The sequence below is a fragment of the Microvirga sp. GCM10011540 genome (assembly GCF_042650665.1).
GTDB classification, from domain to species: domain Bacteria; phylum Pseudomonadota; class Alphaproteobacteria; order Rhizobiales; family Beijerinckiaceae; genus Microvirga; species Microvirga lenta.
This window is the reverse complement of sequence record NZ_JBHSBQ010000013.1, coordinates 17,125-30,080: the sequence shown is the minus strand read 5'-3', so window position 1 is coordinate 30,080 and position 12,956 is coordinate 17,125. Positions and strand designations below refer to the sequence as shown.

General features: G+C 65.3%; 10 protein-coding genes and 1 pseudogene. All 11 read right to left on the bottom strand.

Features of this window, described 5'->3' with window-relative positions; genetic code table 11:
* Positions 1-29: 29 nt before the first annotated feature.
* The 11 genes and pseudogenes from ACFOYU_RS05560 to ACFOYU_RS05510 all read right to left on the bottom strand — a co-directional run bounded on the left by ACFOYU_RS05560 (position 30) and on the right by ACFOYU_RS05510 (position 12,824).
* Entirely contained in the window at positions 30-1,712 is a 1,683-nt protein-coding gene (locus ACFOYU_RS05560; protein ID WP_377032939.1) for an ABC transporter permease, read from the bottom strand.
* Positions 1,713-1,839: 127 nt separating this feature from the next.
* Positions 1,840-3,162, bottom strand: a complete 1,323-nt coding sequence (locus ACFOYU_RS05555) for an ABC transporter substrate-binding protein (protein ID WP_377032938.1) — start codon at positions 3,160-3,162, stop codon at positions 1,840-1,842.
* Between the two features lie 268 nt (positions 3,163-3,430).
* Positions 3,431-3,652: a molybdenum cofactor biosynthesis protein MoaE gene (locus ACFOYU_RS05550; RefSeq protein ID WP_377032780.1), complete on the bottom strand. Its 222-nt coding sequence runs from the start codon at positions 3,650-3,652 to the stop codon at positions 3,431-3,433.
* 2 nt (positions 3,653-3,654) lie between these two features.
* A pseudogene (moaD, locus tag ACFOYU_RS05545) lies at positions 3,655-3,906 on the bottom strand (molybdopterin converting factor subunit 1).
* Between the two features lie 55 nt (positions 3,907-3,961).
* Positions 3,962-4,357, bottom strand: coding sequence for a c-type cytochrome (locus tag ACFOYU_RS05540; protein ID WP_377032779.1), 396 nt, complete (start codon positions 4,355-4,357; stop codon positions 3,962-3,964).
* A gap of 42 nt (positions 4,358-4,399) precedes the next feature.
* Entirely contained in the window at positions 4,400-5,662 is a 1,263-nt protein-coding gene (gene glp / locus ACFOYU_RS05535; RefSeq protein WP_377032778.1) for a gephyrin-like molybdotransferase Glp, read from the bottom strand.
* A gap of 106 nt (positions 5,663-5,768) precedes the next feature.
* Positions 5,769-8,396 carry an arsenate reductase (azurin) large subunit gene (locus ACFOYU_RS05530; RefSeq protein WP_377032777.1) on the bottom strand — a complete coding sequence of 876 codons (2,628 nt, stop codon included), beginning with the start codon at positions 8,394-8,396 and terminating at the stop codon, positions 5,769-5,771.
* Positions 8,397-8,410: 14 nt separating this feature from the next.
* A complete protein-coding gene (locus tag ACFOYU_RS05525; RefSeq protein ID WP_377032776.1) occupies positions 8,411-8,935 on the bottom strand; it encodes an arsenate reductase (azurin) small subunit in 525 nt (174 codons plus the stop codon).
* Between the two features lie 265 nt (positions 8,936-9,200).
* On the bottom strand, positions 9,201-10,523 hold the full coding sequence (locus ACFOYU_RS05520; protein ID WP_377032775.1) for a sigma-54-dependent transcriptional regulator: 1,323 nt from the start codon (positions 10,521-10,523) through the stop codon (positions 9,201-9,203).
* On the bottom strand, positions 10,513-11,955 hold the full coding sequence (locus ACFOYU_RS05515; protein ID WP_377032774.1) for a sensor histidine kinase: 1,443 nt from the start codon (positions 11,953-11,955) through the stop codon (positions 10,513-10,515). Before ACFOYU_RS05515 ends, ACFOYU_RS05520 begins: the two co-directional genes overlap by 11 nt.
* Positions 11,952-12,824: a PhnD/SsuA/transferrin family substrate-binding protein gene (locus tag ACFOYU_RS05510; protein WP_377032773.1), complete on the bottom strand. Its 873-nt coding sequence runs from the start codon at positions 12,822-12,824 to the stop codon at positions 11,952-11,954. Before ACFOYU_RS05510 ends, ACFOYU_RS05515 begins: the two co-directional genes overlap by 4 nt.
* Between the last annotated feature and the right edge of the window lie 132 nt (positions 12,825-12,956).

The following is a 12,956-nucleotide window of genomic DNA, read 5'->3' as shown; positions in this document are numbered from 1 at the left end:
GTGTGCGTTTCCTCAGGCTCGCGACGCGGTCAGCGCCCGGCCCCTTTGGCCTGCTGGCTTCTCTCGATGATCAGGTGTGATGCGAAGGTGCACAGAGCGACGAGCAGCACGGCGATAACGCCCAGTGCGGCTCCAGGCCCCCGACCGGCTGCCGATTGCATGAAGACGTAGAGGCCATAGGCGAGTGGCGCGTCCGCGTTCGACTGGACGAGCATCAGCGTCGCCGAGAGCTCCACGGCGGCTGTGGCAAAGCTCGTGACGAAGCCCGCCAGGATGCCGCCAGCCATCAGCGGCAGCATGATCCGGCGGGCGGTTCGCACCTTGGTGGCGCCGAGATTCTCCGCCGCCTCCTCGAGCGAGACCGAAATCTGCTGGAGGGCGGCGTAGCAGGCGCGCAGGGCGTAGGGCAGCCGCCGGATCGCCAGCGCCAGCACGATCGTGATCCACAGGGTGGCGAGCGGCGTCCCATCAGGAAGCTGCACACCGTAGAAGGTGCGCAGATAGCCAATGCCGAGCACGACGCCCGGGATTGCCAAGGCGGCGGTCGCGGCCCAGTCGAGCCATTCGCGGCCGATCAGCTTCGTTCTCAGCACCAGGTACGCGATGGCGGTGCCGAGAACCACATCGATCAGTCCCGCGATGGAGGCATAGATGAGCGTGTTCTTGACGTACACGAAGCTCTCGCCAAACACGCGGCCGTAATGAGCCAGGGTAAAGGCGTCCGGCACCGGGCTGAAGGACCAGATGGTGGCGAAGGAGAGCAGTAGCAGCCCGATATGGGGTGCCAGCACCAGCAGCAGGATGAGCAGGACGGTCGCATACGCGAGCACGCTCTCCCAAGGGCGCATCTGGCGCCTTGCCAGGCCACCGCCGCCCCGCTGCACCGTGGCATAATCCTTGCCGCGCATGGCGCGGGCCGAGATCCACATGGCCAGGATCGACATGCAGATCAACACGACGGAAATCACATATCCCATCGGGTCGGCGATGCCAATGGAGGTGACGCGCAGGTAAGCCTGCGGCGCCAGCATGTCCTTGACGTTCAGGAGCAGCGGCGTCGCGAGATCGTCGAAGACCTTGACGAAGACGAGCGACGCACCTGCGATGTAGCCCGGCATGGCGAGGGGAAAGACGATGCGGCGGAACAGCCGGAATCCGGAGCTGCCGAGATTCTGAGCCGCCTCCTCCATCGATCGATCGATGTTGCGCAAAGCAGCCGAGAGATTGATCAGGATGAATGGGAAATAGTGAACAGCCTGAACGAAGATGACGCCGTTCAAGCCCTCCATGAATGGAATCTTGATGCCGAACCACTCGTCGAGAAGCAGGTTCACTGTGCCGTTCCGGCCGAACAGGAGCAGCATGGCGACTGCGCCGACGAAGGGCGGCATGATCAGGGGCAGAAAGCCTAGCGTCTGGATCAGCATGGCGCCGCGGAATTCGAACCGCGTGGTGATGTAGGCCAGCGGAAGCGCGAAGATCGATGCGACCACCACCGACATGGCGGACACATAGACCGAATTCCAGAAGGAGCGGATGAACAAATCCGTTCGGGCGAAGTCGAGGAAGTTGACCAAGGTGAACTCACCCGTCCCCTTCTCCGTGAAGGCGACATAGATCACTGTTCCGACGGGAATGACCAGGAACAGAATGAGAAAGGTAGCGATGCCGAGAGCAAGGGCGATCTGCCCCGGTGTCGCCGACAAGCTCATGAACTTGGAAGACGCGGACGGCGCATGCGCTCGCCCGGCGGTCGTGGCGCCAGCCATGGACGCACTCCTGAAATCCGAAAAGGGTTTTTGCGGGCGGCTCGCCTATGCGAGCCGCCCGACGGAATGATCAGCGTGCGAGCTTCAGAGCCTGCTCGGCTTTAACCTGGGCCTGCTGGTAGCGCTCTTTCGCGAAGGCCGCCCATTGCTGCTCGAGTTCAGCCTGGCGGGCGCCTTTCTCCTTGCCGCCGGTGAAGGCTCCAGCAATTTCAGGTGACGAAGCCTGCTGCTCTGTGATCGGCATGGCGGCCACGAGGTCGCGGGCCTCCTTCACCAGAGCCTTGGCCTCGGCGTTGTCCTTCTTGGCGATCGCGGCCTCGGCATCGTGAATGGCCTTGGTGGCTGCTTTGAGCGCGTCGAGCTGGAACGTAATGGTCTGGTCATAGAGGACGTCAACAGCATTCGTCCGCTTCTCCGACACGTCTACGTCGAACTTGACCCGCGCACCGAGGGATGGATCCTTGAAGGGGTTCGGATAATCCGCCGGTGCCTTGGCATAAACGGCCGGGTTCACGGGCAGGCGGCGGATGCTCGGCTCGAGCAGAACCTCTTGGCCGGCAGGCGAGACGAGGTAGTCAACGAAAGCCTCGGCTCCAGCTTTGTTGGGAGCATTGGCGACCACAGCGACATTCGCTGGCACGATCGTTGTCACTGTCGGATAGACGAACTTCACCGGGAAGCCCGAGGCCTGAGCCGAGAAGGCAAAGAAGTCGATCACGATGCCGAAGCCAACCTGCCCGGAGTTCACCGCCTCCGGCACCCCGAAGGAGCGCTCAGTGATCTGGCGGAAGTTGCCCGACATCTCTTTCAGCGTGCGCCAGCCCTGATCCCAGCCTTCGCCCTGAAGGATTGTTTCGATGGTCAGGTGGGTCGTGCCCGAGCGCGACGGCGCCGCCATGGCAACGTGGTCGAAATAGACCGGCTTGGCGAGGTCCTGCCAGTCCTTGGGCTCAGGCAGCTTGTTCGCCTTGGCGTAGCGGTCATTCCACATGATGCCGTAGCCCGAGGCTGCAAATCCCGAATAGAAATTCTCAGGGTCGTTGATCGGATAGGAGCCGATCTTGTCCGGAATGCCTTCGGCCTTTGGCTTGTACTTCTGGAGCAGGTTTTTGCCCTTGAGGACCTCGAAGGCGTCCGGGGCCGAGGCCCAGAAGATGTCGACCTGATTGTTGGCCTTTGTCTCCTCGACGAACTTCACGCCCGCATTCGTGTTCCGGTTCTGCACATCGAGGGTGACACCCGGATGGGATTTCTCGAAAGCCTGCTTGAACGGGTCTGTCACATCCTTTGAGAACGAAGTTACGATAGTGACCTTACCGGTCTGGGCGAAAGCAACCCCTGTGAAAAGAGCAGCACTGATCATGACCGCAGTGGCAGCAGAGTGGCGTAGCATCAGTTTCCTCCAACATGAGCGTATAATTGGGTCCGCCAGTGGGGCGTCCGGGGACACCATACCTAGGAGTCGTGCCAATTTGCACCCAGTCCTTTGTTGGGTATCGAGACTGTCTACTTGCGAGTCACGGCTCGGCTGGGCCCGTCCATGAACTCCGCCGCCGGCAAGGCCGCCCATTGGCGGCTCAAGGCAACGATGACGAGAACGATGTTCTCGCCCACCTGGTCTTTCCATGCCGATGAATCACCGTCACTCCCAGCAAGGGTCACTACCGCGTCGCCTGCCCAAAGATGCGGGTCACCTCGGCTTGCGCCATGCCCGGGTAATGCTCGATCTCCAGCGCGACGAGGCGGTCATCCTCGCTGCGACACAGGCCCGTGAAGGTGACGATGGCGCCTACTTCAGCACCCTGCTCGCGGATTGCGGCCGTCTCCCGCTCGACATCGAAGTCGTCGCGTTGGATCCGGATTTTGGGGCTCGCTGTACTCACCCTCATCCTCCGGTCATGGGCGGAAAGAAGGCGATCTCACGGGCCCCATGTATGGAGGCGTTGGGGCGAGCGTGCACGTGGTCGACGGCGACGCGGACAATCCCCTCGTTCTCGAAGGCCTACTCGTATTCCTCGCCCCGGCCCTTCAGCCAGTTGACGAGGTCCGCGACCGTGGCCACGTCGGAAGGAAGGCTGACCTCCTCGTCCATCTTGCCGACCCGCTCGCGGATCCAAGCGAAATACACCAGCCTCATATTCATGTTGTACTCACGTCCCCTGCACCGGCCATCAAAACGGGATTGGACCACATCATTGCTTCTTTCCCGTGGCGTCGAACTGCTTGAGATGGGCAATGAGATCAATGATGCGCTGCTCGTCCTTCAGGCCGGCATAGATCATCTTCGTGCCGGGAATCTTGGCACGCGGGTTCTGGATGTACTCCCGGAACACTGCCTCGTCCCAGGTGATGCCCGAGTTCTTGTTGGCCGGGGAATAGTTGTAGCCTTCGACCGATCCGGCCGTGCGGCCGAAGAGGCCGTTCAGGTGCGGCCCGACCGCGTTCTTGGCATTCTCCCCCACCTGATGGCAGGCGCGGCACTGGGCGAACACCTTTTCACCGGCAGCCGCATCCTGGGCATTGGCGAAGTCCGGCGCGAGGGCAGAGCCCACGAGAGCGGAGGACAGCAGGATGGCAACGAAACGCATGGACATCGGATCTCCTGATCGAGTGAATGTTTCTTCGGGAACTCAGACCGCGAAGCCGTCGCGGAACGGATGGAAAAGGATCATCTCTCCGGCATCGACCGGGGCGTGAAGCGGGTGGATCTCGACCAGTCCGTCGGCCTCGGCCAACGGGCGGAGCCGGGCGGAGCCACCGCGTCCAAGGATTTCGACCGCGGGCACTCCGTCGCGTTCGACGACACGGCCCGGGGCGAACTCGGTACGGCCCGGCCGGCGCCCGAACCGCGAGGCTGCGGGCATCAGGCATCCCTGGCGCCGCCGCACCATCCGGCCCTCGAGCGCCGCAACGACCGCTCCTCCGAGGATGAGCCACGAGACCAAGGCGGCGACCGGGTTGCCGGGCAGGCCGAGATAGGCTGCCGATCCGATCTTCCCGATCACGGCGGGCTTGCCTGGCTTCAGGGCAATCTTCAACGTCTCGCAGGTACCACCCGCCCGGGCGACCGCGGACGCGGAATGGTCCTCTTCCCCGACGGAGGCTCCGCCCGTCGTCACCACGAGATCGCAGCGTCCGGAGACTTCCCTTAGAACAGCCGCAAGGGCGTTTGGGTCATCACGAACCCAGCCGCCGTCGAGCACATCCAGGCCCGCTTGCGCTGCAAGCGCCATCACCATCGGTCGGTTGGAGTCGTAGATCATCGCGCTGGCGAGCGGCGACCCGGGCTGAGCGAGTTCGTTTCCGGTCGAGATCACCCCGACGCAGGGCCGTCGACGCACGGCCACGTCCGGGAGACCTTGGGCCGAGAGCAGCGCCACGTGACGCGCATCGAGGTGCAGGCCCTGCGAGAGAAGGGATTCTCCGGGTTCGATGTCCTCTCCCCGCCGCCTGATGTTGTCGCCTGTTCGAACCATGCGGTTGAGGATGAGTTCATCGCCGTCGCGCCAGCCGTGCTCCTGCATCAGGACGGCATCGGCTCCGGATGGCAACGGTGCTCCCGTGAAGACACGGACTGCATGGCCTGCCGGCAACGCAACGGTGGCGTCCCCTGCGGCAACCCGCCCGGCCACGGGGAGCCGCGTGCCTGCCGGCAGCATGGCCCCGCCGAGGGCAATGGCATAACCGTCCATTGCCGACTGGTCGAAGGCCGGCATGGCCAGTCCTGCTGAGACGTTCACCGCCAGCGTGCGGCCACCGGCTCGGTGAACGGCAATGGTTTCCGTGTCGGCGATCGCCTCGGCGTAGGTCGCGGCACGGGTGCAGGCCGTGTCGATGTTGACGAGTCCCTGGCCTTCCGAGCAGACGTCGGCGGCCGGCACGTGAGCGGTCATCAGCGGTTCCCGGACAGGTATCCTCAAGGGCGGCACGCGGGGGGATCGCGCACCGGACGAAAGGCGGCCGGGCGCTGGACGCCCGGCCGAAGCCAGCGGGGAAGCGCTACACGGGTGGTGTGTACTCCTTCTCCTTGAAGGACAGGCCTCTCACCGCCTCCGGGGCGTCTGAGAGCTTGCGGATGTTGCCCCAGGTCTGCTTGTAGTTGGGGATGATGAACTCGTTTACGCCTGCCGAGACCACGTTGCCCTGCACGCCCGTCGGGAAGCCGAACAGCATGAAGGTCTGCTTCGGCTTTGCCCTGTCGGTGGGATACGCCATGGCCTGCGTCGAGCCGTTGTCATTGTAGACCTCTACGAGGTCACCGGGGTTCAGGTTCAGGGATGCCATGTCCTGCGGGTTCATCTCGATGAACGGGAACGGGAAGCGGTCCATCACGAAGTCGTTCTGCTGATCGAGGTAGGCACTCTGCCAGACATGGTTCGCGCGGCCGTTGTTGATCAGGAACGCGAACTTCCTCGACTCCTCCTCCTTGCCGGCAGCCTCAAGCCCGCGCCACTGGGTCTCCATGAAGATGGCCTTGCCGTCCTTCGTGTTGAACTTGCCGTCGGCATAGAGGCGCTTCGTTCCGATGATGCGCTCCGTTCCGCCCGTCGGCACAGGGGCGGCGGCGGCATTGGTGCCGGCCTGCTGCACGGGCTCCTTGCCCCGTGCTCCCTCGATGGCCGGTCCCTGGACCACCATCCCGGGCTGCTGCCCTGTGGTCGTGCCGCCCGGTGAGCTGCCTCCCGCAACCGGGCCGCCCTCGAGGCCGACGGCAGGCTCCTGGAAGCCGTTCGTGCCCATGGCCCGCAGCCGCGCGTAGGTGACGTACTCGCCGCCCTTCTCGTGCTGGTGGTATCCGTCCATGAAGGCGTCTTCCTCGGTCTTCCAGTCGAAGCCCTTGAAGCGGTCGGCGACGTCGTTCTTCCCCATCTCGCGGAACACGCGCTCCATGTGGTTGGCGATGCGTGCTGCGATCAGGCAGTCCGGCATCGCCCGCCCGGGCGGGTCCATGTAGCGCTCGGTGAGGCGCATGCGGCGCTCGCCGTTCATGGAAGTGAGGTTCATCTCGCCGGATGTGGCCGCCGGCAGCCAAACGTGGCTGGCCTGCCCGATCTGGGTCGGGACGATGTCAACATCCACGCTGAAGAGGCCACCCTTCTTGATGGCGTCGACGATGGCAGCGACCATCCTGGGGCGGTCGCCCCATGGCACGGCGGACATGGCATCCTTCACCATGTCGGTGCGCCGCTTGTAGGCCTGCTTGAACTGGAGCGCGTTCAGGGTCGTCTTGTAGTGGTCGCAGCCCCAGATGTGGTGCACGCCGCCCTTGCCGCTGATCAGGAGCTGGTCGACGTAGGGCGCGGGCCGACCGACATGCGCGTCGGACGGGCGGGCATAGCCCTCCTGGTGCCCGCCGAGGCGAACGCATCCGCCCCCGGGGCGCCCGATGTTGCCCGTCGCGAGGGCCACGTTCACCAGCGCGCCGTTGGTGCGGTAGTTGTCGTTGCCCCAGATCAGGCCCTTCTCGTAGGCGAACATCGTACGACGGCGGGCACCGCCCTGCTTGGGCTGGGCAATCCATTCCGCCGACTGGCGGATCTGGTCGACGGTCAATCCGGTGATCCGCGCGGCGTCCTCCAGGGTCGTCCTGTTCCCGGCAACCGCCTTGTCGAAGTCCTTGGTCGAGGCGTCGATGAACGCCTTGTCGACCCAACCCTTGTCGGCGATGTAGGTGAGCCAGGCGTTGAACAAGGCGAGGTCGGTGCCCGGGTTGATGGCCAAGTGCATGACCCGTTCCTTGCCCGCCTCCGCCTCGCAGGCGTTGATCGTCACCGTCCGCCGGGGATCGACGACGACGACACGCGCGGGCTCGTGCGCCTCGTTCGGGAACTGCTCCTGCTTCTTGCTTAGGGAGATTCCACGCAGGTTCGGGATCCAGTGGTTCAGGAAGTAGTTGGTCTGCGTCTCGAGCGAGTTCGCGCCGACGACGACGATGGTGTCGGCCAGTTCCGCATCCTCGTAGCAGTTGTTGAGCTCGCCCACGCCCATGTCACGCGTGGCGTGGACCTCCGAGTTGTAGGCCGGACGGTTGTGGATGCGGATGTTCTTCACCTTCATGGCGGTGAAGTAGAGCTTGCCGGTGCCCCAGGTGTTCTCGTAGCCGCCGCCCGCCCCGCCGTGGTCGAATGCGGACACGAACAGGGCGTCCTCGCCCTGCTCTGCGACGATCGTGGCGGTGACGCGCGCTACGAGGTCGAGTGCGTCCTCCCAGCTCGTGGGCTGCATCTGGCCGTAGCGCCAGACCATTGGGTCGGTGAGGCGCTGCTGCTCGGTGTTCCGAACGGCCGAGTACGACATCTCGGCCATGCGGGCGCCGCGGATCGAGCCGAGGCCCGAGTTCACCACGCAGTTCGCGTCCGGCTTGATGACGATGTGGACATCGCGGCCGTCCTGCTTGACCACGTTGTACATCGAGGGCGCGTACCAGGCATCGCTGTCGGCGCCCTGCTGCTGCGCGAGGTCGATGTTGAACTTGTTACCCGCGGGATCGGTCGTGCCCTGCCTGTCGATGTCCCAGGTGTAGGCCTTGTAGCCGCACCCGACGATGCAGTAGTGGCACACCACGTTGTGTTCCCTCGCGTCCGCCGGGATGATCGGCAGGCGGTCGATCTGTCTCTTGTAAGCCATGGCGCGATCCTCCCTCAGAGCACGTTCGACAGGCGGCCGAAGATGAGCTCGTCCACGCCCTCGGCGTAAATATCGCCCTTGTCGTCAACGCGGAGCGAGTACTGCGGCAGGTTCTGGGTCGCGTGGCCCCAGGTCTCCTGGCCACCGGCCTCGCAATCGAAGACGGAGTAGTGACCGGAGCAGTTCAGGGTCCGTCGCTCCGAGTTGTAGTGCAGCGGGTAGCCCTTGTGCGGGCAGATCGTCGTGAACCCGACGATGTCGCCGTCCGGTCCCGCACCGCCCTGCACACGCTTCCCGAGCTTCAGGAGGACGCCCGGCGCGTCAGGGTCAGGGTACGCCACGTCCATGGGTTCGTTGAGCTTGAGGTCCCGCACGTTGCCGAGCCGATTGGAGGGATAGGTTACACGGGCCATCGGGACCGCGGCCTTGGCTTCCGGCGTGGGCAGGACCGCAGTGGCTGCGGCACCGGCCGCAACGACGCCGGCCCCTGACAGGAACCGGCGGCGGCCGAGATCGACGAGTAGATCGCATCGCTTCATGGGGCGTCCTCCAGGGCAGTCTTGTGATCGCTGCTGGAAAGCGCAATGCAAGATGCATGCCAAGAACTTCGTGCAGCCCGCGTGCTTGAAAACGGACACGCTTGCGCCGCTTGGCCGTCGCACTCCATTCGGATTCGCGAACATTGAGCCGGCGAATGTCCGGGAATCCGAACATGACAGAGCTAACCCGGAAGCCGCACGGCAACACCGCCGGTTCCGAGTTCCGGAAGCTCGCGACAGGTCTGATCGTGTCGAATTGGTCCGGCTAGGCCGAGGATGCCTCGATGTGATGCCGCCGCATCTTCTCCCACATGGTGGTGCGGGAGATTCCCAGTGCGTTTGCCGCCTCGACAATCGCGCCACCGCTCTGGCGCAGGGCTCGCAGGATCTCCCGTTTCTCCGCCTCGTCGCGTGCGGCCTCGAGCGATCCGACTTTGGGATCCGTCACGGAAGGGGCCGTCCATTGGTCGGGAAAGAGATCGCCCGGCATGATCCACGGTCCAGGCGAGAGCGAGACCGCGCGCTCGATCCGGTTCCGGAGTTCCCGTACGTTGCCAGGCCAGTCGTACGCCCGCAGTTCATCCAGGGCGAGGCCGCTCAGCCCGGCGAGCTCGGCCCCGACCTCGGCGGCGAGCGTTTCCACGAGGCGCTCGGCCAGCCACTCGGTGTCGTCTGGACGCTCCCTGAGCGGGGGAATGGTCACGGTGAGGACGTTGATCCGGTAGTAGAGATCCTCGCGGAACCTCCCTGCCTTGATGCGAGCCGGCAGGTCGGCGTTGGTCGCGCAGAGCAAGCGTGCCCGAAACGCGATCTCGGTCTCGCCTCCGATGCGATGGAAGGAGCGGTCCTCGAGAAGCCGAAGGAGCTTTGCTTGCAGCTTCAGGTCAAGTTCGCCGATCTCGTCCAGGAACAGGATGCCGTCGCGGGCCCGCTCGGCGTACCCGAGATGCCGGGAGGACGCTCCCGTGAAGGCACCCTTCTCGTGCCCGAACAACTCGCTTTCCATCAGGTCTTTCGGGATCGCCGCGCAGTTCACGGCGACGAACGGAGCCGTAGGACCCCTAACGCCGTGCAGGTACCGGGCACAGACTTCCTTGCCGACCCCGGTCTCCCCGGTCAGCAGGACCGGAGCTGGAAGCCGGCCGATCCGCTGGAGCAGGCGCTGGACCTCATACATCTGCCGGCTGACGCCGAGGACCGGGGTTGCACCCTGCTCGATCGGCCGGAGCAACTGGGCGACCCGGTCGAGGAAGCGGCCCGTCTCGAACGGCTTCGTGATGTAGTCCCCGGCCCCGTTCCGCATCAGCCTCACGGCTTGGTCGATGTCCCCGTGCCCGGTCACGAACAGGAACGGCGGGCAGTCGGGAGTGGTCGAGGCGCTCCGGAACAGGTCCTCGCCCGTGCCGTCCGGCAGCCGGATGTCACACACGACGAGGTCGGGCGCGAAGGCGGCCAGGTTCTCCGACGCGGTACGGCAGTCCTGCCACCAGAGGACCTTGGCTCCCTCGAGGGAGAGGCGCTCCATGAGCGACTCGCCCATGATGGGATCGTCCTCGACCAGAGCGATTGTGCGTCCCTCAAGCGACATCGGCGAGTCCCTCCTCTCGGGCAAACGGAAGGGCCACCCGGATGGTCGTCCCCTCCGGCAGCCTCGGGGTCACGGCGATGGTGCCTCCGCCCTCCCTGACCAGGCGACGCACCATCCACAGGCCCAGGCCGCTCCCGGACGCGGACCCCGTCTGGTCGGGTCGTCCGACGAGCACGTCGTGGGCGGAATCCGAGAGGCCCGGTCCGCTGTCCTCGACGACCGCGACAAGGTGGGCGTCCTCCACGGTCGCCCTGAGCGAGACCTGTCCTCCCGGTGGGGTGGCCTGGCAGGCATTGAGGAGCAAGTTCAAGAGGACCTGCCGGACCACCGACGGGGACACCTGAACCTCCTCGAAACCCTCGTTCCGCCATTGCAGGGTCAGGCTCTTGCGACGGATCTCGGGCTCGATCAGGAGCTTGAGGTCGTCGATGTCGGCCCGTTGCAACGAGCGGGCGTCGCGGTCGGCCCGGTAGGTGACCAGGGTCGTGCGGACGACGTCGCGGATGCCCTTGAGGCCCCGGTCGATGAGGTCGATGGTACGCCTCCGGACGTCGGAGCGCTCCCCATGCTCCTTGAGGGTATCGATGGCGTTGAATAGGCCGCCGAGTGGGTTGTTGATCTCATGCGCCATGCCGGAGGCCAGGCGGCCGAGGCTCGCCAGCCGCTCCTCCTCCGCCAGGTGCCGTGACAGGGCCTCCCGCTCGCGCACGGCCTCGGCCATCCTGTTGAATGCCGCGAAGAGGCCGCGGAACTCACGGGGCGCGGTGTTCACGAGGGAGTCGGGAATGGGTTCGACCGGACTCTCCGGACTTGCCTTCAGATGGGATGCGAGGACGCGCATCGGCCGCATCATCCGGCGGACGGTCAGCCAGGCCGTCAGCGCCAGGGCGAGTGTCAGCGCCGCGTTCGTGCCGATCAGAGTCATCAGGACGGAACGGCGTTCCGCCAGGAGGGGCGCGGTGTCGAACGTGGCATGGACCGACCCGACGATGCGCCCCCCTGACGACAGGTCGCGCCGTGCGACGGCCCTGCCCTCGATGTCGTTGCTCGCGATGGCCGGGGCCGTTGTCCTTTCGGCCAGGAAGGAGGACGGCAGCGGCGATCGGGACGGGTGCAGGCGAGGATCGGATGATGCGAGGACCCGGCCGTCGGCGGTCGCGACCACGGTTTCCGTGGGCCTCAGGCCCGCATGGATCTGCCGCGCCCGGTCGACGATGTCGAACACCTCCCACACGTCCTCCCGCACCACCGGCGCCACCAACGCCGGGGCGAGCCCGTCCAGGTAGACGGTCGCCAGGTCACCGAGATGCCGTGTTTGGGCCTCCTGCAATCGGGAGAGCACGCGCTCGGAGACGAACACGGCGACGGCCGCCATGAACACGATCACGACGGCGGGGATCCTGATCGCGAGCGGGATCCGGACCGCCCTCACCCCGCGCTCCCCCTGAGAATGGCAACCTCGGCGGCAATGGGATCGAAGAGGCCGGGATCCTCGACGGCGAACCCGTCCAGACGGAGCATCCGGAGCACCGCACGCCCATTCTCGTCGCCACCCATCCGGACGAGCGCTGATCGAAGCCGCCGCGTACGGGGTTCCTCCGCGGCCGCAGCGGAGCATGCGATCGGAGGAAAGCCTAGGAGGTCGGACTGCCGGACGATGCGGGTCCTGGCAATGAGGTCCGGCTCGGTCTCGCGCATGACCTCGTACACGTACCCGTCAATGCTTCCGCTCATGGCCAACCCCGACGCCACGGCCCTGACGACGTTGCGGTGGCCGTAGGTGAAGATCGTCTGCCCGAAGAACCGCTCCGGGCTCAGGTTCCCACGGGCCAGCGCCGCCGCCGTTACCAGCCAGCCGGAGTTGCTGTCGGGGTCCGAGAAGGCGTGGACGTCGCCCCTGAGGTCGTCGAGTCTGCCAGCCTGACGATCCCGATCCGTGATGAGATAGGAGCGGTAGAGGGGCTTGCCCTGCCAGTGCGGAACGGCGACGAGCGCCAGCCTCGGGTGGTTGGCCACGAAGGGAAAGCCGCAGATCCAGGCCGCATCGAGTTGGCCCGAGAGAAGAAGGGACGTGATCTCCTGGTAGGTGCGCCGCGTGACCAGCCGGACCGGGAGGTCCGTTGCGTTCTCTAGGTAAAAGCGCAGGCGGTCGAGGAGTTCGAAGTCCGACGTGAGGAAGACGGGGGTGAGTCCGAACCTGAGTTCGCCGGACGATGCGACGGCCGAACGGCTGCCGGCAGCCATGCACAGCGCCAGAACGCCTGAGAACAACTCCCGGCGTGAGTGTCCGGGGCGATCCATTGCTTCCTCCCGTCCGGTTCTCCGGAGCGTGTTTTGCCGGCCATGCTATGTCCGGAAACCCACACAGGGCAAGTTCTCCCGAATGTAAGCTGCTTCTGCCCCACTCTGGAGTGGGGTAAGCAGCCGTCCCGT